General features: G+C 46.1%; 18 protein-coding genes. 9 read left to right on the top strand and 9 right to left on the bottom strand.

Annotation, left to right across the window (positions count from 1 at the left end; genetic code table 11):
* Window positions 1–42: 42 nt before the first annotated feature.
* The 3 genes from OCV29_RS12255 to OCV29_RS12245 all read right to left on the bottom strand — a co-directional run bounded on the left by OCV29_RS12255 (window position 43) and on the right by OCV29_RS12245 (window position 2,599).
* Complete coding sequence (locus tag OCV29_RS12255; protein WP_073603178.1) at window positions 43–429, bottom strand: DUF2061 domain-containing protein; 387 nt, start codon at window positions 427–429, stop codon at window positions 43–45.
* Window positions 430–580: 151 nt separating this feature from the next.
* Window positions 581–1,384 carry a sterol desaturase family protein gene (locus OCV29_RS12250; protein ID WP_073603179.1) on the bottom strand — a complete coding sequence of 268 codons (804 nt, stop codon included), beginning with the start codon at window positions 1,382–1,384 and terminating at the stop codon, window positions 581–583.
* A gap of 69 nt (window positions 1,385–1,453) precedes the next feature.
* Window positions 1,454–2,599 (bottom strand): iron-containing alcohol dehydrogenase, encoded by a 1,146-nt coding sequence (locus OCV29_RS12245; protein ID WP_073603180.1) that lies wholly within the window; start codon window positions 2,597–2,599, stop codon window positions 1,454–1,456.
* A 122-nt stretch (window positions 2,600–2,721) separates the two neighbouring features.
* On the opposite strand from OCV29_RS12245, the gene OCV29_RS12240 reads away from it, so the two are divergent.
* On the top strand, window positions 2,722–3,609 hold the full coding sequence (locus tag OCV29_RS12240) for an AraC family transcriptional regulator (protein ID WP_073603181.1): 888 nt from the start codon (window positions 2,722–2,724) through the stop codon (window positions 3,607–3,609).
* 118 nt (window positions 3,610–3,727) lie between these two features.
* Here OCV29_RS12240 and OCV29_RS12235 read toward each other — a convergent pair whose 3' ends face one another.
* Window positions 3,728–4,915 carry a type III PLP-dependent enzyme gene (locus tag OCV29_RS12235; RefSeq protein WP_073603182.1) on the bottom strand — a complete coding sequence of 396 codons (1,188 nt, stop codon included), beginning with the start codon at window positions 4,913–4,915 and terminating at the stop codon, window positions 3,728–3,730.
* 311 nt (window positions 4,916–5,226) lie between these two features.
* Here OCV29_RS12235 and rimK point away from each other — a divergent pair, with 311 nt between their 5' ends.
* Genes rimK through OCV29_RS12215 form a run of 4 tightly spaced genes read left to right on the top strand, consistent with a single transcriptional unit; the run spans window position 5,227 to window position 9,000 of the window.
* Entirely contained in the window at window positions 5,227–6,132 is a 906-nt protein-coding gene (gene rimK, locus OCV29_RS12230) for a 30S ribosomal protein S6--L-glutamate ligase (protein WP_073603183.1), read from the top strand.
* Entirely contained in the window at window positions 6,132–7,154 is a 1,023-nt protein-coding gene (locus OCV29_RS12225) for a succinylglutamate desuccinylase/aspartoacylase family protein (RefSeq protein ID WP_073603184.1), read from the top strand. The genes rimK and OCV29_RS12225 overlap by 1 nt, the downstream gene beginning before the upstream one ends.
* Window positions 7,155–7,625 (top strand): ATP-dependent zinc protease family protein, encoded by a 471-nt coding sequence (locus OCV29_RS12220; protein ID WP_073603185.1) that lies wholly within the window; start codon window positions 7,155–7,157, stop codon window positions 7,623–7,625. It abuts the gene before it with no gap.
* Window positions 7,612–9,000, top strand: coding sequence for a magnesium transporter (locus OCV29_RS12215; RefSeq protein WP_084193275.1), 1,389 nt, complete (start codon window positions 7,612–7,614; stop codon window positions 8,998–9,000). The genes OCV29_RS12220 and OCV29_RS12215 overlap by 14 nt, the downstream gene beginning before the upstream one ends.
* Window positions 9,001–9,061: 61 nt before the next feature.
* On the opposite strand, the gene OCV29_RS12210 is transcribed toward OCV29_RS12215, so the two are convergent.
* The gene (locus OCV29_RS12210) at window positions 9,062–9,889 is read right to left on the bottom strand and encodes a mechanosensitive ion channel family protein (RefSeq protein ID WP_073603186.1); all 828 of its coding nucleotides are present in this window, start codon (window positions 9,887–9,889) and stop codon (window positions 9,062–9,064) included.
* Window positions 9,890–10,454: 565 nt separating this feature from the next.
* On the opposite strand from OCV29_RS12210, the gene OCV29_RS12205 reads away from it, so the two are divergent.
* Genes OCV29_RS12205 through OCV29_RS12195 form a run of 3 tightly spaced genes read left to right on the top strand, consistent with a single transcriptional unit; the run spans window position 10,455 to window position 17,315 of the window.
* The gene (locus OCV29_RS12205; protein WP_073603187.1) at window positions 10,455–12,608 is read left to right on the top strand and encodes a type VI secretion system Vgr family protein; all 2,154 of its coding nucleotides are present in this window, start codon (window positions 10,455–10,457) and stop codon (window positions 12,606–12,608) included.
* Window positions 12,605–13,414, top strand: a complete 810-nt coding sequence (locus OCV29_RS12200; protein WP_073603188.1) for a DUF4123 domain-containing protein — start codon at window positions 12,605–12,607, stop codon at window positions 13,412–13,414. The genes OCV29_RS12205 and OCV29_RS12200 overlap by 4 nt, the downstream gene beginning before the upstream one ends.
* A complete protein-coding gene (locus OCV29_RS12195) occupies window positions 13,407–17,315 on the top strand; it encodes a hypothetical protein (protein ID WP_073603189.1) in 3,909 nt (1,302 codons plus the stop codon). Before OCV29_RS12200 ends, OCV29_RS12195 begins: the two co-directional genes overlap by 8 nt.
* 414 nt (window positions 17,316–17,729) lie before the next feature.
* On the opposite strand, the gene OCV29_RS12190 is transcribed toward OCV29_RS12195, so the two are convergent.
* A complete protein-coding gene (locus tag OCV29_RS12190) occupies window positions 17,730–18,326 on the bottom strand; it encodes an ATP-dependent Clp protease proteolytic subunit (protein WP_073603249.1) in 597 nt (198 codons plus the stop codon).
* Between the two features lie 171 nt (window positions 18,327–18,497).
* Here OCV29_RS12190 and OCV29_RS12185 point away from each other — a divergent pair, with 171 nt between their 5' ends.
* Window positions 18,498–18,635, top strand: a complete 138-nt coding sequence (locus tag OCV29_RS12185; protein WP_175561526.1) for a hypothetical protein — start codon at window positions 18,498–18,500, stop codon at window positions 18,633–18,635.
* Here OCV29_RS12185 and OCV29_RS12180 read toward each other — a convergent pair.
* The 3 genes from OCV29_RS12180 to OCV29_RS12170 form a co-directional block, all read right to left on the bottom strand.
* Window positions 18,617–19,432, bottom strand: a complete 816-nt coding sequence (locus OCV29_RS12180) for a DAPG hydrolase family protein (RefSeq protein ID WP_217653292.1) — start codon at window positions 19,430–19,432, stop codon at window positions 18,617–18,619. The two genes, OCV29_RS12185 and OCV29_RS12180, sit on opposite strands and share 19 nt — an antisense overlap.
* Before the next feature lie 260 nt (window positions 19,433–19,692).
* Window positions 19,693–20,082, bottom strand: a complete 390-nt coding sequence (locus OCV29_RS12175) for a hypothetical protein (protein ID WP_073603190.1) — start codon at window positions 20,080–20,082, stop codon at window positions 19,693–19,695.
* A gap of 243 nt (window positions 20,083–20,325) precedes the next feature.
* Window positions 20,326–22,239 carry a M6 family metalloprotease domain-containing protein gene (locus OCV29_RS12170; RefSeq protein WP_084193276.1) on the bottom strand — a complete coding sequence of 638 codons (1,914 nt, stop codon included), beginning with the start codon at window positions 22,237–22,239 and terminating at the stop codon, window positions 20,326–20,328.
* Window positions 22,240–22,526: the final 287 nt, after the last annotated feature.

Here is a 22,526-nt window from a genome sequence, read left to right as displayed (position 1 = left end):
GAGAAAACTAAAATGTCCGGGAGAAAACTAACTTGAGCTGGATTATGCGTAAGCTAAATTGCCGGTCTCTTTGGTTTTTCTTAGCCATACTTTTTCGTGGAAGAAATAAGCAACAGAGTTAATCGCGGGTTCAATCGTTGCCATCAGTCCCCCAATGAATGCATCGCCGGTCAGCAGGTAAGTCACAGTGAATGCTACGCTGAAATGAATCATGGCAAAACTGGCGGTTTTCACTTGTGTCTTTGCTTCATGACGTTTCAGAAACGGGATGTTTTGCCAGATTTTTTCGTGCGCGTAAAAGGCCCCTGTATTGATTGAAGGTTCAATCATGGCAATTAAGCTGCCCAGTAAAAAATCGCCTGTCAGCGCAAATGCAACTAAAGTGGCAATAGAAAAGTGAATCGCTGCAAAAGTCATGGTCTTGATCATCGTGCTTTCCCCGTGAACTGTGTTCTGTCTGTATGGAAATATTATTGAGAATTATTACCATTCATGAAAGGCGTTATTTTCTATGGGTGCGATAGGCATCAGCCAATCGATAGGTATCAGCTAATCGATAGGTATCAGCCAATGATCATGCTCACGATGAACCGAATTCTCGTTTTTCTTTGCGCTTTGACCAGAAAGGCATGGTCAGTAATGTCACTATACCGGCGGGCATATAACGCCGGGTTCCCGGCAGCCCGATGGTCAGCGCTGCATCCCCTGAATGTGGCTGGCGGGTATAACTGCCAAAGAGCCGATCCCAGAGACTCAAACAGAATCCGTAATTACTGTTTGCTTCTGTGGTGGTACGTGAATGATGAATCCGGTGATAGTCGGGTGTAACGATGATCAGACGCAGTGTACTTTCAAATGGTTCCGGAATCCGGACATTGGTGTGATTAAACATAGCACTGGTATTGAGGAGAATATCAAACAGCAGAACGGCTTCAAACGGTATACCGCACAGCAAAATCACTGTCGATTTCACCGTCAGGGACAGTAAAATCTCAACCGGATGAAAGCGCAGGGCTGATGTCGTGTCCAGCGCCGGATCGGAGTGGTGAACACGGTGTAGCCGCCATAGCCATGGCAGGGTATGAAACAGTCGGTGTTGCCAGTAAATGACACCATCAAGGATGACCAGACTGAGGGTGATAACCACTACATCAGGCAGCCAGGTCATCTGTAATAAACCCTGTTCTGAATGAAAGCTGATCACTGCAAGAAACAGGGGCTGAAGCAGCCGGACGACACCAGCGCCAGAGATAAACAGCAGCAAATTGTGCCATATCCGGCTATGTGAGGGGGAATGCTTTCTGTATGGCTTTTGCTTTTGCCACCAGAGCAACAGGAGAAAAGCGCCAAGAAAAACACCCATCCGGATTGAAAAATCTGTCATTGGGCAAGCTCCGGCACAAAATAGCTTACACCCACGCAGGCGCGTGGGTGTTGGGCCGGAGATGAAGGGTTACTGAATCGCACTCTCAAGAATCTTTTCAGATGCTTCCAGCGTAATCGCGCCGTTTTCACCCAGTGCTGTCATGCCATGTTTGTCCAGTTGCTTCACAACGGCACTGACAGCGTCTGCTTTGGTGTTTTCATATTCACTGAAGTGAGTCTCAACACCCAGCTGATGATAAAACGCTTCAATCGCATCAATGGTGGCTTCAGCAGTGGCGTTTTCCCCAAGGAAAAATACGTTTTTGCCCATCTGTTCCAGTTTTTCACGCTTGGCTTCAATCTGGTTTCTCAGCAGTGATGGCTGAACGATTGCCAGTGAACGGGCATGAGCCACACCCCATAAAGCGGTGAATTCATGACCCAGCATATGCGTCGCCCAGTCTTGTGGCACACCGACACCAATCAGGCCGTTGAGCGCCTGATTTGCTGACCACATCAGGTTCGCGCGCCATTCGTCATTGTCCCGGCTGGCGAACTGTTCACCCAGCGTTTTCAGGCTGCGAAGCAGGCCTTCTGCGTAGGCGTCCTGAACATAAGCGTTGGTATTGCGGGTGATATATTGCTCACAGGTATGCACCCATGCATCAACTAAGCCATTGAGCAGCTGATGTTCCGGCAGGGTTTTCATCACATCCGGGTCCATCACGGCAAAGCGCGGATGAACATGCGGGGTCATAAAGGCCAGTTTGTCATGAGTTTCTGCTTTGGTGATGACGGCGCCTGAATTTGACTCAGAACCGGTTGCTGGCAGGGTCAGCACCGCACCAAGAGGCACGGCATCTGTCACTGTGTGTTTTCTGGTCATAATATCCCAGCCATCACCGTCATATTTTGCGGCGGCTGCAACATATTTAGAGCCATCAATCACGGAGCCACCGCCGACAGCAAGGATAAAGTCGATATTTTCAGCTTTCACGATAGCGACTGCTTTATCCAGTGTTTCTTTGGTCGGATTCGGTTCGACACCGGAGAATTCGAGCCATGTGTGTGCGTCCAGAGCCGTTTTTGTCTGCTCATAAACCCCATTTTTCTTAATTGAGCCACCGCCATAAATCATCAGGACTTTTTTATCAGCCGGAATGGCATTTTTTATTGCAGCAATTTGTCCCTGACCAAAGAAAATAGTGGTCGGATTTGAATAAGTAAATTGCATTGTATTCCCTCTCTCTGACTTGATTTGCTTCTGTGTGATGTGCATATTAGTACTGAAGCTTCCCTTAATATAGAGCAATTTCTCTATAAATAGTGCCTGATTCTATTTTTCTGTGAGGTGATATGTCGTTAATACAGTGGTTAAACCAATATGTGGCTCAGCAGGATCTTCAGGATTTGGATGGTGCGGTGGAGACCGCCATTTCCGGTGTTTGGTTTTTCCGGAGCCAGTCCGGTAACCCAAGGCAGCCGATGTTGTATCAGTCCGGGATTCTGATTTTAGCGCAGGGGAAGAAACGTATACATCTCAATCAAAATCAGGTGTTGTATGGCCCGAATGATTATCTGGTGGTTGGTGTGCCTTTGCCTCTGGAATGTGAAGCGATTGCTGAACCGGGAAAGCCGATTTTAGGTATTTCGATCCGCATTGCTCCGGGAGTGCTGCAAAAACTGGTTCACCGGATCGAATCTGCCGGTTATCGTGCCGGGCAGAAAGCTTGTAAAGAAACCTGTGGTATCCGCTCTGTGGCGATGAACGCGGTGATGGAAGAGACCTGTATCCGGCTGGTCAAAGCCTTGTGTGATGAACTGGATACAAAAGTGATTGGTCAATCTATTCTGGAAGAGCTGATTTACCGGGTGTTAATTAACGATGAGGGCCGGGTATTGTTTGAACTGGCACATAAAGAGGGATATTACTCACGGGTCGCTGCGGTGCTGAACCGGGTTCACCGGGATTACAGCCAGCATTTAAGTGTGAACGATTTAGCCAGCGAAGCAAATATGAGTGTGTCTGCGTTTTACAATGCATTTCGCAGTGTCACGCTGGAATCGCCGGTGCAGTATATCAAGAAAGTCAGGCTCAGCCGCGCCAGGGAATTAATTCATCTCGACGGCCGAAAAGTCAATGAGGCAGCCCGGATGGTGGGTTACAGCAGTGCTTCTCAGTTTCACCGGGAGTATAAACGTCTGTTTCAGGAAACACCGGGAGAGGATAAGTATGTGCCTTGATCTGATCATGGCCAGTTCGCCTGAAAACCATTCCTTAAAACTATTCCTTAAAACAATTGATACCGGCTGAGTTGTCTTTCAGCCGGGTTATGTGGCTTATTTATACGGACATGTCGCCTTACACCACCCGCAGCTCATCGCTGATATGCTGATTCATTACGATGGTGGTTGCCCGCTTAAAGAAGTTAAAGTCGGTCGCTGTGGCACTGGTATAAGCGCCCATCATTTTAGCCACAATCAGATCACCGTTTTCCAGTTTGGGTAACAGGATATTTTGCGCAATCACATCAATACTGTCACAGGTTGGTCCGGCTAACACACTCGGATAGCACTGATTGTCCTGCCGGAGCGGAGTCAGCGGATAGTGCGCTTCATCAAACATCAGACCACTGAATGAACCGTAGATCCCATCATCGAGGTAATACCAGATTTGACCGTCCCGTTCGGCTTGTCCCATCACCGAAGCAACGCTGGTCACCGCGGGTGCCACGATAAAGCGTCCCGGTTCTGCCAGTACAGTTGTGGTGTCCGGTAATTTTGCTAAAGCCGCATTCACAGGCTCACAAAATTGGTCGATTGGCATCACGGTATGTGAGTAGCTGACAGGGAAACCGCCCCCGATATCCAGCGTACTCAGTGCAGGCAATCCCAGCGCAACTACATCCCGCATTAATTGATTGCAGACATCAATCGCATCGACATATTTTTGTGGGTTCATCGTTTGAGAACCGACATGGAATGACAGCCCTTTCACATAAATACCAGCTTCTTGCGCACAGGCGATGATCTCAATTGCGGCTTCAGGGCTACAGCCGAATTTTTTGGACAAGTCCGCAAAGGCTTCGGCATTTCTGAAACTCAGGCGCACTAAAATTTCTGCACGGTCTTTGTATGGGATGAATTTATTGAGTTCGTTGAGGTTATCAACGACAAACACAGTACAGCCATAATCGAGCGCATCCCGGATATCCTGATCACGCTTGATCGGATGGGTATAAATCGTTTGATCTGCCGGTACGCCCTGAGATGCGACCAAATCAACTTCGCCGGAGGTTGCCAGATCAAAACAGGCCCCTTCAGCCAGTAATGTGGTGACGACATCCGGATGAGGCAGAGGCTTGAGTGCAAAGTGCAGAATCACACCCGGCAAAGCAGCCTGAAGTGATTGATATTGCTGTCTGACGATATCACAGTCGAGCATGAGTAAAGGGGAGCCAAACTGAGCCACAGATGATTCAATTTGCTGGATTTCTTCAATACACAGTGCTGAAGCAGACACAGAGGAAATATTTGATATTGCTTTCATAACCAATCTCCGTAACAGGCCACTTTTCAGGGAATTTTGAAAAGTTGAGCGCCAATAAGTGCGGATTTCCGCAGTCAAAGTCACTCTTGGATAGTTGCTCTATCGCCTTGTCACAGACCTTATTGCCTTATCAAAAGCTGTGATGTACTCGGATTGGCTATCATCAAGAAGCGGAAAAATATTAGTTCCGGATATATATTTGTACAATCAAAAAGTTTTAATCGTCCGGATAAATATTATTTGTTTTTAAAAGCAGTCCAAAGCATTTAAGTTCGCGCGATATGAGCCTCATACATTGTTGAGAAAAAACTATGCGTATTGCCATCTTATCCCGTAATGAATCACTGTATTCAACCCGCCGTCTGAAAGAAGCCGGAGAAGCCAAAGGGCATCAGGTCGATATCATTGATACCCTGCATTGCTATATGGATATCACCAGCAGTAATCCCAGAGTCCGGTATCGTGGGGAAGAGTTACCCCAATATGATGCGGTGATTCCAAGAATCGGTTCATCGATTACATTCTACGGAACAGCGGTCGTCCGGCAGTTTGAAATGATGGGCACCTTTTGCGTCAATGAGTCGATTGCGATCAGCCGTTCGCGTGACAAGCTGAGATCTTTGCAGTTATTGTCCCGTAAAGGGATTGGTCTGCCCCGGACCGGGTTCGCCAGTAAGCCGGATAATATCCGGGACTTAATTAAGAATGTCGGTGGTGCCCCTGTGGTGATTAAACTGCTTGAAGGGACTCAGGGCATTGGTGTTGTGCTGGCGGAAACCAGTAAAGCCGCTGAGAGTGTCATCGAAGCTTTTATGGGGCTCAAAGCCAATATTTTGGTGCAGGAGTTTATTAAGGAAGCCGGTGGGGCAGATATCCGCTGTTTTGTGGTGGGCAATAAAGTCATTGCCGCCATGAAACGTCAGGCAGAAGAAGGCGAGTTCCGCTCGAATCTGCACCGGGGTGGCAGTGCAACACTGGTTCGTTTAACCAAAGAAGAACGCCTGACTGCCGTGAATGCAGCGAAGGCGATGGGATTAAATCTCTGTGGCGTGGATATTTTGCAGTCCAACCGGGGACCAGTGGTGATGGAAGTCAATTCATCGCCCGGTCTGGAAGGAATAGAAACGGCCACAGGAAAAGATGTGGCAGGAATGATTTATGATTTTATTGAGAAATCAGCCCGGCCACACGCGAACCGGACGCGGGGGAAAGGCTGATGACACGGGCATTGTTGATTGCCGGTCATGAGATTATGCCCGGAGAAAAATGTCAGCTTGATATCCCGGTTGCCCGGCTCTATACCGACACTGAACTATCAATTCCGGTTCATGTGGAAAGGGCACTCAGGCGTGGGCCGACTATCTTTGTCAGTGCTGCGGTTCACGGAGATGAACTGAACGGGATCGAAATCATCCGGCGCTTGATTGATTCAGATTTGCAACTCATCAGAGGAACATTGATTTTGGTGCCGATGGTCAATGTGTATGGTGTGCTGAATCAGAGCCGTTATCTGCCGGACCGCAGAGATCTGAACCGGAGTTTTCCCGGTTCGGCCAAAGGCTCTCTGGCTGCACGGCTGGCACATAATTTTATGCACAATATCGTTCAGCATTGTGACTATGGGATTGACTTGCATACCGGTGCCATCCATCGCTCAAATTTACCGCAAATCAGAGCTGATTTAAGTGATGATGAAACCCGGATGCTGGCAGAAGCATTCGGGGTGCCGGTTTTGCTGAATGCGAACCTCCGCGATGGTTCACTGCGTGAAGCGGCCACAGAAAACGACACCCGGATTTTACTTTATGAGGCGGGTGAGGCACTGCGATTTGATGAACTATCGATTCAGGCCGGGCTGAAAGGCGTGAAAAATGTCTTAAGGGCGCTGGGGTTGCTGCGGAAACGGCGGAGCAGCAAACGCAGGATTGAACCTTTTGTCGCCAACCGGAGTGACTGGATTCGTGCAGCAGGCAGTGGTTTTGTTCACGAGTACGTCAAACTGGGTGAACAGGTCGAAAAAGGACAGGCACTGGCTGATATTAATTCGCCTCTGGGAGAGTTGATTCAGAAAGTCGTGTCGACCCGGTCCGGTATTGTGATTGGCAAGCAAAATATCCCGCTGGTTCAGGAAGGAGATGCAATGTTTCACATTGCTTATTTTGGCAAAGATGAAGATGATGTGGCAGAGCATATTGGTCTGATGCATGAATCGGTGATAACAAATTTGACTGGGGGCTGAATGGATCGGTTGATTATTGGTAATCTGGAATTGTGCAATTTACCGGATTTGGGGATTTATGATCTGGAAGTCCGTGTCGATACCGGCGCAAAAACTTCTTCCCTGCATGTCGATAATATTCGCCGTTTCAGGAAAAAAGGCAAATTGTATGTTGAATTTGACCTTCACCCGGATATTTATAATCTGGAGCAAACCGTGAAGTGTGCAGCCCCCGTGGTTGATTCCAGAAAGATTAAGTCATCCAACGGTGAGTCGGAGCAACGATATGTGATTCAGACGCAGTTTGAAATTGGCGGTCAGGGCTGGCCGATCGAAATTACCCTGACGAACCGCAAAGATATGAGTTATATGATGCTGCTGGGCAGAGAAGGAATGGGTGACCGGGTGTATATTGACCCATGTAAAGCATTTAAGCTGGTGAATGAATCTTCAGGAGCGAATGAAGGAGACAGAAAGGATGACAGAACCTGAGACACAATCTGTAACCGGAAAGACTGTAACTGGAAATACGGTGACCGAAAATACGGTGACTGAAAACAGTCCGGAGTTGCTGGCGAACGTCTTTCAGGCGATTGAAACCAGTGAAGATTTGGGATTCCTTCGTGAACGGCAGGATATTGAAATTGCCCATTTGCTGGAATCTGTCGATGTGCCGCGCCGGCTGTCAGTGATTACCAGCCTGCCTGCAAAGCAATACTGGCAGGTGCTGAATCTGCTGCAATATGAAACTGCAAAAAATATCCATACCAGCTTATCAGAAGCCTTAGCCACAGAGCGACTGGCGCAGATTGCTGAAGGTGACATTATCACTTTTGCCGATTTTCTTCCGGCAGATTTTGTCGAAGAGTTCCTGTTATCGCAGAGTGCCGAGACGGTTGCCCATATCCAGCAGGCTCTGTCTTATGAGGATCACAAAGCGGGCCGTTATGCCGAACCCGCTTTTCTGGTCGCGAATGCTAAAAACAGTGTTGGCCGGATCAGAAATGAGATTCTGAAGCGGGCAGAGATACCTGTCCGGTTGGTGATTGTCCGTGATGCGGCCGGGATTGTCGGGACCGTTGCGCCAGAAAAACTGCTGAATCATGAAAACAATGTCAAGCTTGGTTCGCTCGCTGTATCCACGCCTGTCCTGAATGATACGCAGGATATTTACGAGATAAGCAATCAAATTCCTCTGGATGGTAACGCACATTTTTTCCCGGTACTTTGCGGGGAAAAAGTGATGGGGATTATGTCGTTAACCACGATTGCAGTGACGCTTCGGGAACTGAGCCTGAAAACGATTGTGCCTGAGAATGTGAAAAGTGAAGAGGATTTGTTTACCCCGCTCAAAGTGGCTACCCGTCTCAGAGGCGTCTGGCTGGTCATTAATCTGATGACCGCCTTTGCTGCTTCCGCGATTATTGGTCTGTTTGATAACGTGGTACAACAGGTCGTTGCTCTGGCAGTTTTAATGCCGGTGGTGGCCAGTATGGGCGGGATTGCCGGCAGCCAGACGCTGGCGGTGTCGCTGCGCGGGATTGCGTTGAATCACCTGCATCAGAGTAACCTGAAACTGCTGGTGCACAAAGAGCTGAAAATTGCAGCGATTAACGGTTTTGTGATGGGCGGCGCGATTGCTGCGATTGTGTGGTATGTGTTTGATTCCCTCGCACTCGGGCTGATTATCTGCTGTGCAATCGGTGTCAACAGCCTGGCTGCAGCGTTATCCGGTACATTGATTCCGTTCACGCTGAAAAAATTTAATATTGACCCGGCCGTTGCCGGTGCTGTGGTATTGACGACGGTGACGGATGTGGTTGGCTTTCTGGTCTTTTTAGGGCTGGGGGCTTTGTTTCTGATTTGAAATTTTTTGACACCATTTTGAATTCCTGACGAACCTGCAAGGTTCGTCAGGAAGTGATTCCTCAATTTGTTTTTTTCTTTTGTGCATACCAGAGAGCCATAAAGCGCTCAGTGATTTTCTGCTCCAGTTCATGCGCTTCTTCTGTCGGGCAGAAAATCGTAACAGAAATCACCTGATGCGTTTGATCCGTGGTGTGAATATCAATAAATGGCTCAATCGATGTAGCTTCTATTTCCAGTCGTTTACTGATCAGGCTGGAGTAGCGTGATGCCACTTCCTGAAAAGGCAGGATCAGTTCATTAATCACATCTGCAATCGGTTCGCGCAGCTCAAATAAATTCACACTATCATCTCTGTAAATGGAGAATTTATGCATCACATAACGACGCATGAAATTCAGGCTGATGACATGCTGTGTTAACAAAACACTATTCATCACCGTAATTGAGCGGCCGGTATAGGTGTAACCATTTTCAAAGTCGACTTCCAGCATCCGGAACTTAATCCAGTCAATATCTGCAACTTCTCCGTATTGGTCATTAATCTGAATCCAGTCCCCGACCCGGAACGGGCGGTTCATGAACCAGGTAAAAAAACCGAGGAAGCACTGCAATACCTCTTTGGTTGCCAGCACTATTGCTACCGTAAAAGCCGCTACAGAAATCGCAAAGTTCTGTAACTCGGAAAGCCAGATGACTGCAATCCCGATCAGCAGTGCCAGATTACTCAGATTTTTGACCACGCTGATCCAGTTTTTCTGCTTTTCTTCAAACCGGCGGCTGGTTCTTTTCAGGGCTGAGAGCCACAAAAAACGGATGACCCAGATCCCAAAGAAAAGGGCCAGAGTAATCAACACTTTTGGTGGAATAAAAACATCGTAAATTAACATGTCAGGCTGCTCTTGCGTGTGTCGTCAATGCGTATAAAGAATCGGCGATTATATATAAATATAGTCTCCTGTCATTACAGAAAATGACAGCAGAACAAAGATTTTTTTTATGGTGACGACAAATGATGGGGAGCTTCATCCTGCTCTGTTTCTCCGGTGCTTTTTTGGGGGGTGGGGATATCAATCATCAGGCATATGATATTTTGTGTCGGCGATACCAATCCGCATGGTGATTAGGATCTGTTGACCTTTCGGGTGCAAATCTTGTCTTCTGAATTCAGACTGAAATTTCAAATCTGAGGTTCATTAAGGCATTTGTTTTATATATAAAATGAATATATTTATTAAATATTAAATTTCATGAATATTATTGATGAATGTGATGCTTGTTCAGTAAATAAAACCTGTATCGATATATTTATATGATATTTTTTTATATAAATTTTTACGCATAATGGATGTGTGGTTTACAAACGGAGCTTAAAAAATAAAGCCATTGTCTGAGAAACAAGTATTTTGACTTAATTTAAAGCGCTGTGAAGTCCACATAATTACAGGCTTAATAATGAAAAATATCAATTTTCAGCTGACTATCGATGGCGTGAATGATGAGACTCTGGTTGTCACCAGCTTTGATGGTGATGAATCTGTTTCAGATGCAACTGACAGCGATGATCAACCACTTTTAGGCTATCGGTACACCATTCAGTTAGCCAGTCGGAGCCGTTTCTCCCTTCCGGTTGAAAAAGTGCTCGACAGCAAAGCATTGCTGGAAATCGTCAATCATGGAAAAGTGATCCGGAAAGTCCATGGAGTGATACGGTCATTTACCAGAGGTGACACCGGTCACCATCATACCTTTTACACCATCACACTGGTGCCTTCACTGGAGCGCTTATCTCTCCGGGTAAACTGCCGTATTTTTCAGCACAAGAGCGCACAGGATATTCTGATGATACTGCTTGAAGAAGCTGGAATCACGGACTTCTGTTTTGATATCCGGCGCACGCTGGCGGTGCGTGAATATTGTGTTCAATACCGGGAAAGTGATCTGACTTTCTTTCACCGGCTCGCTGCTGAAGAGGGACTCATGTACATGTTCATCCATGAAGCGGATAAACATGGACTCGTCATCACCGATCATGAACGGGGTTTTCCGGTTCTGGAAGGTCAAATTCCGTATAACGCGCTGTCTGGCGGGAGTGCTCCGGAGCGTTATATTGCGTCAATGACCGAAAGGCAGCAGTCAGAAATGACTACCATTGAGATGCGGGACTACAGTTTCAAAAAACCTGACTACGATTTTTCTCAGTGTTCTGATGGTGTGGATACCGGTTATCAGGAAACGTTTCCTGAGTATTTTGAGTTTCCCGGACGTTACAAAGATGCAGCTGCCGGAAAGGCTTTCGCCCGGATTCGTCTTGAGTATTTTCGGCGTGAGGCGCACACCGCTCAGGGAAAAAGTAATGCAACCCAGATTCAGGCAGGGCTGAAATGTGAGGTGACGGATCATCATGACGAGCGTCTCAACCGGTTATGGCTGGCAGTCAAAGTCAGGCACACGGGTTCCCAGCCACGGGCACTGGAAGAAGAAGGAACCGGTGGCAGTACGGATTACAGGAATGAGTTTACTTTCATTCCCGGAGACCAGGTCTGGCGAGCTGAGACTCTGACAAAACCCCGGGTCGACGGGCCGGTCATCGCCAGGGTGACAGGGCCTGAAAACGGGGAAATTTTTATGGATGAGTCCGGCCGGGTAAAACTGCATTTTTTCTGGGATCGGTATAGCCATCAGGATGATAAAAGTTCTTGCTGGGTGCGTGTTTCACAGGGATGGGCGGGCGCTCAGCAAGGTATGGTGACCGTTCCGCGGGTCGGAAATGAAGTGATTGTTTCCTTCTTGCATGGCGATCCGGATCAGCCCATTGTGACCGGCAGAACTTTTGATATCAGCAATACGCCACCTTATTCGTTGCCGGCACACAAAACAAAAACCGTTCTCAGAAGCCAGACGCATCAGGGGCAGGGATATAACGAACTGAGTTTTGAGGATCAGGCCGGCACTGAGAAAATTTATCTGCATGCACAGAGAGATTATGAAACCCTGATTGAAAACAATGCTATCACTGAGATTGGGCATCATCGCCATGAAACGATTGAAAATGATCGGTTTACATCTGTCGGAAAGATCGATCATCAAATGATTGAAGGCATTCAGTGCAGCAAAATCAGTAAAAACCGGGTGATGATTGCCGGGCAGGAATTTCATCAAAAAGTAAAAGGGAAACAAACGCTTGAATCGGGTTCGGAAGTGCACCTGAAAGGCGGTAGCTCAGTTGTTCTTCAGGCTGGATCAGAACTGACGGTCAAAGTTGGGGGAACCTTTCTCAAGCTCGACCCGGCCGGTGTTCATGTCGTTGGTCCGGCGATCAATCTCAACTCCGGGGGAAGTGCGGGCAGTGGTTCCGGCTGGTGTGGTCAGGAGCCGGGTATGCCCAAAACGCCTGAATCTGTGAAGGTGCCGGAAGCGATCGTTTCTCCTGAAATGACTGCCGGTATGGAAACCATGACGCCTGAGCTTTTTCCGGTCACATTGCCGGTGATTCAGCAGGCCCTGACAGATATTCAGGAAGGGATGGCGATTACACAAACCTGTCAGAAGACAGGAGACATTTGTCTGTTAGGGGATGACTGTCCGTGTAAGGGGAGTCAGTCATGATCAAACTGAAAAACCAATATCAGGGAACCGGGCTTGCCTGGTATGCATTAGTCAGTTATGCACCGGAAATGCGGGAACAGGTATACCAGTGGCTGGATGGACATCAGTGTGAGCCTCTATATCTGACATCGCCACTGGAGTCGCTTCTGGCGCAAAGCCCTTTGCTGATTGCACTGAAATATGGCAGTGATGATTCCCTCATGGCGCGTTTACCGCCTGAACGCACGCTGTTTTTCTCTGCGCCCGCTACTGTGGATTTTCAACAGGTGAGTACTCAGCTTCGCTGGAGAATGCTGGTGTACTTCTCCGGAAAATTACGTGGGTTACTGCATTATTATCATCCACAGGTCGCTTCCTGCTTTTTTTCCGCAGCAGATCAGGAAGTAACCAGTCAATGGCTGGGCATTTTTTGTTCTGTCGTTTTTTTGCGTCAGTCCCTGAGAGAGCCCGCCTGCTGGACAGAGACCGGAGATTTCACCAGTACACCGGATATGTCTGTCTGGCACCTGCATTCTTCGCAGGAAGAAGCCCTGAACCGCTTCTATGAGGAACGGGAAGTTCTGGCATGGGCTCAAGCGAATCAAACCGTCCCGGACTGGTCAGTGCAGATAGCGGTGACCCGGTTTTGTGCCGACTGGAAGATAGACCAACAACTTCTCATTGACCGGCTGCGCGATCTGGCTGACAAGACGGGTCAGCCGCTATCACTGCATCAGTATGACCCGGAAAAATTTGCCCGCCTGACAATGGATGCGAAAGTCAGCCACATTGAGTCAATGATTTTGAGAGAACATCAACATGATTAAATATGCTTCTGCTCCGGCCTGTGATGGCAAAATGTTTTTTATCGGTGTGACCGGATTTGATCATCCGACAACCCAGGATTTTCTGTTTTACAGCCTGGATAATATGTATGAGCAGGAATATCTGGGGTGTCACTTGCGTCATACTGAACAACAAATGAGTTGTTCATGGACTTTTGAACCTGTTGAAGAACTCCGGCATTTGCCATTGGAACAGAAAAAAAAGACCGATAAGAAGTTGTTGAATCATACCATTTACAGCTGGGACTGGCGTGAAGAATCAGAAGCACGCAATGTATGGCTGAAAGTCGATACTGAATCAGGAGAACCCATTCGTCTGCCATTGTTTGGCCATGTGTCGGCTACCGAACGTCAGGTTGAAGAACAACTGTATCAAATGCAGTCATTTATCCCGCTCTCTGTTTTGCCTTCAGAAAAGGGGACGGTCATCCTGCCGTGGAAAAACTCCGACGGAACCCTTCCGATTGTTGTCAATGACAATACGAGCGTGGATGGCTTCGCATATGATGCATTTGGGGAGCCAAATGATATGGATTCAGAGAATCAGAGTATCAATATGAATGAGGAGGAAAACCGTACCGTACCGGTACGTAATGGTTACGTTTATATTGCTTACAAAAACAGAATCTGGCGTGAGCTTGAGGTGACTTCAGAAGAGGGGGCACCTTGTTTTCGTGATATAAATTTATTTGCCTACAGAGGCAATAAGGATAGATTTCAAACAAATGTCGACCGGAAAGCTACGGGGAGTAAGCTGCAGGAGATTTGGTATCCATCCCGAGAGAATGGAGCTCAAACTAATGTTTTAATTGCATTTTCTGAAGTTCAGTGGAGTGGTTCCAGGTTGAATTTTCTGGAAGGTAACCTGGATGAAATGAAGAAAAGGATGATTTCGCCTCTGGACCAAATTCGGAAAATCGATGAGATGCCCGCCGTTCGTGCCCGTGAGCCTGAACTGGAATTGCAGCTTTGTGAACCGGTCATGCTCAGCCGGGATCTTTCCGGAAAAATCCTGGAGCAGGTGTTTAATGAAGCGAAGTGGGAACTATTTAATTTCTGTATTTTTGATAAATACTCTCCTCAATTGAACCAGTATGAATATTGTGCGCGATGCGCGGTTCTTGGAGAGAAGTACCGGTTAGATAAGGAAAAAGGTTTTCCGGGGAAAGTTGTATCCTATGATGCACCGGGAGAATGGCAGGCATCAGCGTTGCCGGACTATTTTGCGGATGCCAGGACACGCAAATTAACAGGGGTTATTCTGCCTGATCCTCTCTATAACTTAAGGCATCAGGCGACTGTGCTTCAGTCTTGTTCTAATTATCTGAATCAATTGCAGATGGATGCAATGAATCAGCCGTTTTATAAGAGTGCTCATTTGTTGCAAATCATGGTTTTTTCGCCTGAGTTAGGAGATATGGAAAACCCGGCTTATGAGCACAAAGATTTGGTTGATCTAAGTCCCTATGGTGTTTTTGCTAAAACCTTGCGGCTCAATCCCCGCAAGCAAACCCGCAGTGCAATGTTCTCACTTCAGAAAAAAGTACTGGCTTTGTTAAAAGAGCCTGAGTTCACCCATGCACTGAAAGATATTCTCAGCCTCGACGATACCAACCGCTATGGTGGATATATTCTGGTCAATAACTGCATTAATAATTTGCTTCTTTGCCCGGATATAGCTGATAAATTATTACCAAAGCATGATTACTGTATTAAGAATGATGATGTGATTCTTGAAGTCGCAAATCTATGTTTGGACGATAGTCCCGGATCTTTGTTTGAAGCATTGTGTGGTAGTAAACAAACCGGGAATTCTTTAATGCAGGCAATGCATCAATTTGAAACCGATAAACACAAGACTGCTATACCGGTGAATCAGGAAATATCAAGAGAAAATAATGGTTCGGGTATTCTCAATATCGATGAAATGACCTGGCAGGAAATCAGCCACTTAGCCCCCGAAAAACTGAAAGTCCCTGAAACGGCCTTACTACATTTAATGAACAATAATCAGGGAGAGAGTCCGGATCTGTTTCCTCAGGCGCGTAGAATGATTAATTTGATCGACTCAGCGATAGGATGCTTATTTAATACTGCTCAAACATTACATCATGTGATGCAAAATACATCGAACCATATTGTTAAATTAAAATTCAATAAATTGCATGCTAAATCATTTGTGAACATGAAATTTTTTGGCAGAGACGCAACGAAATCTATGCACTTCCGACCAGCCAATAAAAATATAGCCGGCTTTGAATGTCACGTAATAGGCATAGGTATTAATGGCAAGATGGAAGGGATTGATTTTGATATTGAACCCACCAAATATGGTGGTGCTGACCCGAAAGTCCTCAGAGCACATGGTCATTTTGAAAATGAAGCAGGGGATGTACTTGCAGCAACAGCAAAAAGCAAAGTGAATGAAACCATACAGATTCAGAAAAACGGAAAGCGGGCTTCTGCCGGTAAACAACATTTCAATAACGTTGAAGTTGTGATGGCGAAAGATGCAGAGGTTGCCAGGATGCTCACAGATCATAAAAGCACTGTCACACGTTATATGAATGGAAATAAGAAGGCGATCAATCCGAAAAAGTGGCAGCATATTGGTTTACCGGCCTTTTTTATGGCAATAGAAGCTATCAATTGTTTTTATGCATATAGTTATCTGATTAACAATTATAAAAAAGATACAGCTTATGCTCTGACGAATGTATTCAGTGCAACATTGGATATTTCTCTGGCCGGGGTGAATCATATTAACCGTTTATGTTCAAATACAGGGATGTTGTACAACATGTCTGAAAAGAGTGTTTGTACGTTTTCTAAAGCAGCAATTCAACGCTTTTCATGCTCCAAACTGGTGTCATTCCGGTTAGTCAACCAAATAACAGTGATGGGAGCACTATCTTGCCTTGCGGGTATTGTCACTGCAGGACTATTAGCGTGGGATGCCTGTCATATGTGGTCCCGTATGGATTACGATGCTGCAATTGGCTGTGGTATTATGGCGCTCGGTACGCTGGCTGGGGCGGTCGGCGGTATGCTGATAGAAACATCGGCTACTTTCCTCGGACTGGGGCCGGTTGGGTGGATTACCGGTTTAGTGGTATTAATCGGATTTATTATCTACGTCTGTTTTAAAGATGAACCGATTGAGATCTGGATTAAACATGGGCCATTTACCAGAGATGACCCAAACGACTATGCTTTTTTAAGAACTTCTCCTGATGATGCTTACCTCCAGTTACTGAGTTTGTTTGCTTCAATTAATATCAAAGCAGGTAACATACAAAACCTATTACCCAGAGTGGTTTGGCGTAACCCAACCACTCCCGACGTTATTCAGTCTGACCTTTTGCCCTATGACGATGTCATCGCGTTAATGAGTCAAAAATACTCACATTACGTGTATGTATCTTCCGGGATTGCACAGCTTTTGAATCCGGGTGATGATGAGTTAAAATTAAGCATTTATTTTGTTGAGGCTGTCAGGGAAATCAAAACGAAAGATTTTTATCGCTCAGATAATATAATAAAAGGACACAGAATAATGCCGGATCATGAGATTAACTTGTCTCAGGGAAAAGGCAGGTTATATTTTTTCAAAGAAAAACATTTTCGGTATAAACACTCAGCCAGGACTTTCTACAAAGGTCGCTTCCCGGATCAAACAAAGATTGAGCACCAGCATATCATCTGGTCATTTGCTCAGGTACGGTGGGGGGACTATATATTTCCTCAGCCCTCTTTGGATCAAATGGAAGAACTCATTGAAGAAAAAGATGCCGTACTGAATTCATGTCATATGTCTCCGGTTTTTCAAGAGGGATGCAAAGAGAACTATTACTGGAAAATATCGACAGATCAAATCGATTAGTGCCGTTCATCAAAGTGATTATATTCAGAAGACTGTCATGATGTCGTTGCTAGGGTCTGTTGACCTGTTGAGTACATTTTTGCAGCAATTTGTTCGGGCTTTATACAAGGCAGAGCCTGTGCGGTGTAGTTATTCTACATAAGCAGGCGATAACGCCGTAGAAAGCCCGAACAAATGCTGCCCTTTGGGTTCATCTAAAAGTATCTTGCGCTGCGTTATTCGTCGTTCGCATAGAATCACTATGCTTCTCTTCTCATGCCTTGCTCAAAATACTTTTAGATTGAACAAAATTCGTACTCAAAAGATCAACAGACCCTAAAAAAACGGACTGAACGAGGGCGATTTGTCTGGCCTTTGATTCAGTCCGTTTTACAGATGAAACATGCTCTAGTGTATAGATGATTTGATCAGCGCTTAACGGATATCGGTGATCTTTGAGATGACTTTGTTCACCAGCCCGTACTCAATGGCCTGATTCGGGTCCATCCAATAATTATTGTCTGTATCTTTCTCAACCTGTTCCAGAGGTTTTCCTGTCGCGTCACTGATCAGCTTATTGACCCGTGAGCGGATTCGCAGCAGTTCATTTGCCTCAATTTCGATGCTTGATGCTTTACCGTTCACCTGACCCAGTGGCTGGTGAATCATAAAGCGGGTATTTGGCAGACAAAAACGATTTTCTTTTTCAGCCGCGATATAAATCGTCACACCAGCACTGGCGACCCAGCCGGTGCCAATCACAACAACTTCCGGCCTGACAAATTTGATCATGTCATGGATTGTATCGCCGGCTTCAACATGGCCACCCTGACTGTTAATGTACAGATAAATCGGATCATCATTGATTTCCTGTAAAACCAGCAGTTGCGTTGACACTCTTTGTGCTAACTCCTGATTGACTTCACCAGAGATAAATATAGAACGGGTTTTGATCAGTTTTTCTTCCAGAGCCGCGCCCTTGGCTGTATCTTTTTGATGTTCAGTATCGTCTTGTTTGTCGTTTTGATACATAACAATGATATCCTTAATATTCTCAGAGAAATTATCATGTCGGTCTGTCGGTAAAACAGGCCTTGACCGGACATATCTGCTTTTGATTTGAAAAATCTGTATTGTGAAGTAAAGCATATGTTTCTTATATGCAATTAATCAAATCGTATCATACATTTTTACTGTGCCCAAATGACCGGACTGATGGTGCCGGGTTGGTTTCCGGAGGGGCTTTCTGTTCAGTGGCTTTCTGTTCAGGGAAAGCTGTTTATCAAAAGAGTTCAGGGAAAGCCTGTCCGGAAAAAGTCTGTTCAGGAAAATTCAGCATAAAGCTCAGGTAAAAAACCAGCTAAATTTGAATATTCTTCCAGTGCATGCAGGTTGAGTCCCTTCAGGAAAGCCAGAGGCACCCGGGCTTTGGGAGTAAACCAGAAGCGTGTTCTCAGCTCTGCGCCGGTTGCTGTGGGACGGAAAATATGAACCATATTGGCAAATCCTTTGGCACAAATCGCCGTACCGGTGCCGGATGCTTCATATTGCTGCATGTCGAATCCGAACTCTGCCGGTGAGACGAAGCTGATCGCGATTTCTTCGATACCCGAGCCGACATCTTCAACCACGTGATGTGTGGTTCCCCAAAGTCTCTCATTGCAGGGAATGGCGGGGTTTGTCAGTCGTCTTCTGTCTTGTGGGGAGACGGATACGGAATAATGTGCCAGCGGATCCCAGATTTTATAGCGGACGGGCTCAAGCGGATGCCACGCAAACCACCAGTCCAGCATTTCTGCCGTGACGTCCGGCATCTGCACGATAGAAGAGACATAACCGGTGCCATCGGTCATCTGTGTGTAGCCGCATTCAGAGGCCAGATATCCGGGTTTGAGCAGGTCATTTAAGTGTTCATTTTTTAAAGCGATATCCGGGTCAAGTGGTCCGGCTTCGACCCGCGAAACCAGCGCTTGATCCGGTTTTATCATTGTTCGGTTGAAATAACTGGCATAAGACAGCTGCGCTTCTTGTGGTGTCAGGGTTGGCGGGGCAGTCCATTCACCGGGATTTGTTTTCTGATCCGGAATCATGTGAGGATCAACAGCTTCTTTATTCAGGATTTCATTTTGATTTTTCATGGCATAACCTCTGTCAATTCAGTCACTCCACATCTGTCAGAGCGACATCTTCATCCTACCTGTCTGCTGCCGGTTATATCCTTTGGTAATGTCACAAAATGCATATAAGTCTGTAAAAATTTACCGCTCCGGTTGAGATGATTTATGGGATAAAAACAGCCGGAGCCGCTTCTCCGGCTGTTGTCTTTTGGAAAGGGCTCACTTTGTTTTTTTCGTCCGGACAGATTGCGCCCGGACAGACTGCACCCGGACAGAGAGGATTATTCCGCTTTCATACCATCAGCATCAAGTGATTCCTGAGCCTGTTTCAGTGTGGTTGTGCTGGTTTGAAGCATATAAAAGCAGCCGTCCAGACTATTGGCTTTCTGTACACCGACCACCGCTTTGCTGGTGTGATAGCCGGTATAATAGGTGCCGGATTGAAATACGAAAGTCAGGGTCTGGTTATTTTCAGTCCAGGTGCCGGAGTAACTGGATGTATTAAATGTGCCGTCAGCGCTTAGTGTAATGCTGGATGTACTATAGCTGCCATCACATCCCCAGTCATAATTCAGTGAATAGGTACCGACGGTCGGAACGGCCGCTGATACCATACCGGCAATAACCAGAGAACAAACTAAAGCAACTGACTTTATCATTGAAACTTTCATAGTGACGTTCCTTTGTTAGTGAATGAAGCACATGCTTCATTCATAATTTAGTCATGATTTTAATTAATCTGGTTGCATATTTTGCAAATATTGATAGTTATGTGAATAGTGTTTTGTTGTGGTGAAACTTATCTGGCTTCAGGGGTTGAATAAGAGATCTGTGCCATAAAAAAACACCCCGTTTCACGGGGTGCTTTCATGCGGAATTTTCTGGTATCCCGCTACTGTAGTACACCAGAGTGATTACTTACGGATGATCAGTTCGTAATTTCCGGAGCCAGTCTTCGCGCTGACTTCGACATAGTAGTAGGCTTCATCCGCCTGATAACGGATAAACTCTTCGGAACCACTGTATGTTGAGGCCGCAACCTTGACCCAGTCATCTTTATTCCAGTCAAATTTGAACAATGTCATATTGAAATCTGTTCCTTTAGGACCATCCAGCCAAATGTCTATTGTCCCGCCTTTATAATTAAAGAACTTGTCATTGGGCTCAATTTTTGTTTCTCCCTGCTTAATCGACCCATGATAATAGCCTACCGTCTTACTTGCCGGAACGGTAAATGAGACGGTTTGGGCTGGCTGTGATACGTCTGTGATGCTCAGACCGGATTGCGAACCATTCCACCACAGCGAATTGGTTCCTTTTGACGTCAATGCATTGGGTAGTGTTGCTGTAAATTCACCATATTGATCATACAAATCTTTATCATCGCCACCATTGCGGTTATTTTCCGGGTCACGTTTGCCATCTGCATGTTCCATCTGAATATACGGGTGCCATTCATCAGAATTATTGCCGCTTGGATCAACGTGCCAGATCGCAAGGCCTGAATCGGGCTGGTAGGTGTTTTGACCTGATTGATGGATGGTTTCAATGTAAAATGCTTCGCTGGTGTTCTTCGGATTGGACCATTTGTAAACTTTATTGTCACCGGATGTATTGGATAAGCGTCCGCTTGGTGCACCTGAGTTTACATCCGGGTTGAGTTCTGTCACGGTTTCCCATCCAACCAAATCGCGCAGTGGTGCAACGGGCGGGACAGGCCGGTGTCCTGAATTCGTACCCACGGCACCATATCCCATCAAACCAAAAGCAGCCACGGATCCCGCTGAGCTACCATCGTAGTCATACAAATCAGGCCAGTCAGCAATCAGATGACCAGACTCATGGGCAAAAGTACCGATGGCCAGTTCGCTGCCCATATCAGACATTTGCATCGCATTGGTACAAACGCCGTCAGCACAAAAACGTGGGTTCACACCACCCATATGTGGCCACAGGCCTTTCGACCATGGACTGTCCGCTTTACCGGCGTAAAAGAAGTTCAGACCACGAATTTCTCTGTTTCCATTGGTGGTTAACCGGGAGAAGTCATATCCTCTTTGTTGTTCGAGCCAGTTTAAAGCTTCGTGAATCAGTTCCTGTGCACGAACGCCAAACTGAACAGATGTATCGGTGTAATAAGACTTGTTGTGCTTCGCTGTGTAGTAAGGGGTGACTTCATTGGTGTAGTCGAGTTTGCCTCCTGAAACACTGCGCCAGTATCCACGGATGGACTGGAAGTTTCCAAACTCATGATAATTTAAATCGTTCAGGAATCGGTTAACCTGATCAATGGAGATTGTTCCTTTGTCGTCCGGAAACTGGATTAACACCGTTAATCCCTTCATACTGCCGGAAAGTTTGACATGCTGGGCCGGTGCAGGCTTTGTTGTACGTGCCTTGGCTGCACGCATTTTTTGATCCGCCTCACTGGTTTCAATATGCATTAAGCGATCATGCATTTCTTTGGCCAGTTTTGCTTTTGCCCCACGCGCTAACCCTGCTTCCGGTTTGCTTTTGGCTGCTGTGTTGGCAAATGTCTGAATACTGGTCCGGGTCACGAGTTTTCCCGTTGACTCCAGCTGTGATCCATCGTCAGCAACTCTGGCGTATGCCATCCCTTTGAGTTGTTCATCGTAAATCACCAGGCGGCCATTTTCTGTCCGTTGCTCCGCGTAATAGTTGTTTCCGTCTAAGGTTAACGTGATCTCGTCACCATTCGGTTGTGTGTACTGATAGGTTGTGTTGTGAAATGGTATTGCTGCCTGTGACGTATGGCATAAAATGCCGAACCCTACACCAATCAATAACTTTCCTGCTTTTATTTTCATTCTTTTATCCAATTATTATTCGAAATTAAAAAACACATTGCACTGCAATGTGGGGCGCAAAATGACAAATTATTGAATGGAGATCTATTATTGATTATTTTTTCAGGAAGCAATGTTTCAAAAATAGACATATATTGTTGACTTTTGTGTATAAATAATAATTTTTTATGATCAAAAATGGATGAATCATCAATAAATTTTATATTTAAAGTCAAAAAATCTGGGGTGAATATGATCGTGATCTTCCTGCCCGGATTTCAATGCTGTGAATTTCAAAAATAGTGTGG

This window comes from Vibrio aerogenes, assembly GCF_024346755.1.
Classification (GTDB): domain Bacteria; phylum Pseudomonadota; class Gammaproteobacteria; order Enterobacterales; family Vibrionaceae; genus Vibrio; species Vibrio aerogenes.
Note: the sequence above shows the minus strand (reverse complement) of the source record. Positions and strands in the feature narration are given on the sequence as shown.

Bases quoted from the DNA above. Each gene is read 5' to 3' on its own strand.
- OCV29_RS12195 (WP_073603189.1), top strand. From the start codon at position 13,407: ATGATTAAATATGCTTCTGCTCCGGCCTGTGATGGCAAAATGTTTTTT.
- OCV29_RS12250 (WP_073603179.1), bottom strand. From the start codon at position 1,384: ATGACAGATTTTTCAATCCGGATGGGTGTTTTTCTTGGCGCTTTTCTC.
- OCV29_RS12225 (WP_073603184.1), top strand. From the start codon at position 6,132: ATGACACGGGCATTGTTGATTGCCGGTCATGAGATTATGCCCGGAGAA.
- OCV29_RS12220 (WP_073603185.1), top strand. From the start codon at position 7,155: ATGGATCGGTTGATTATTGGTAATCTGGAATTGTGCAATTTACCGGAT.
- OCV29_RS12170 (WP_084193276.1), bottom strand. From the start codon at position 22,239: ATGAAAATAAAAGCAGGAAAGTTATTGATTGGTGTAGGGTTCGGCATT.
- OCV29_RS12190 (WP_073603249.1), bottom strand. From the start codon at position 18,326: ATGTATCAAAACGACAAACAAGACGATACTGAACATCAAAAAGATACA.
- OCV29_RS12180 (WP_217653292.1), bottom strand. From the start codon at position 19,432: ATGAAAAATCAAAATGAAATCCTGAATAAAGAAGCTGTTGATCCTCAC.
- OCV29_RS12235 (WP_073603182.1), bottom strand. From the start codon at position 4,915: ATGAAAGCAATATCAAATATTTCCTCTGTGTCTGCTTCAGCACTGTGT.
- OCV29_RS12215 (WP_084193275.1), top strand. From the start codon at position 7,612: ATGACAGAACCTGAGACACAATCTGTAACCGGAAAGACTGTAACTGGA.
- OCV29_RS12185 (WP_175561526.1), top strand. From the start codon at position 18,498: ATGACCGGACTGATGGTGCCGGGTTGGTTTCCGGAGGGGCTTTCTGTT.
- OCV29_RS12210 (WP_073603186.1), bottom strand. From the start codon at position 9,889: ATGTTAATTTACGATGTTTTTATTCCACCAAAAGTGTTGATTACTCTG.
- OCV29_RS12255 (WP_073603178.1), bottom strand. From the start codon at position 429: ATGATCAAGACCATGACTTTTGCAGCGATTCACTTTTCTATTGCCACT.
- OCV29_RS12200 (WP_073603188.1), top strand. From the start codon at position 12,605: ATGATCAAACTGAAAAACCAATATCAGGGAACCGGGCTTGCCTGGTAT.
- rimK (WP_073603183.1), top strand. From the start codon at position 5,227: ATGCGTATTGCCATCTTATCCCGTAATGAATCACTGTATTCAACCCGC.
- OCV29_RS12205 (WP_073603187.1), top strand. From the start codon at position 10,455: ATGAAAAATATCAATTTTCAGCTGACTATCGATGGCGTGAATGATGAG.
- OCV29_RS12175 (WP_073603190.1), bottom strand. From the start codon at position 20,082: ATGAAAGTTTCAATGATAAAGTCAGTTGCTTTAGTTTGTTCTCTGGTT.
- OCV29_RS12245 (WP_073603180.1), bottom strand. From the start codon at position 2,599: ATGCAATTTACTTATTCAAATCCGACCACTATTTTCTTTGGTCAGGGA.
- OCV29_RS12240 (WP_073603181.1), top strand. From the start codon at position 2,722: ATGTCGTTAATACAGTGGTTAAACCAATATGTGGCTCAGCAGGATCTT.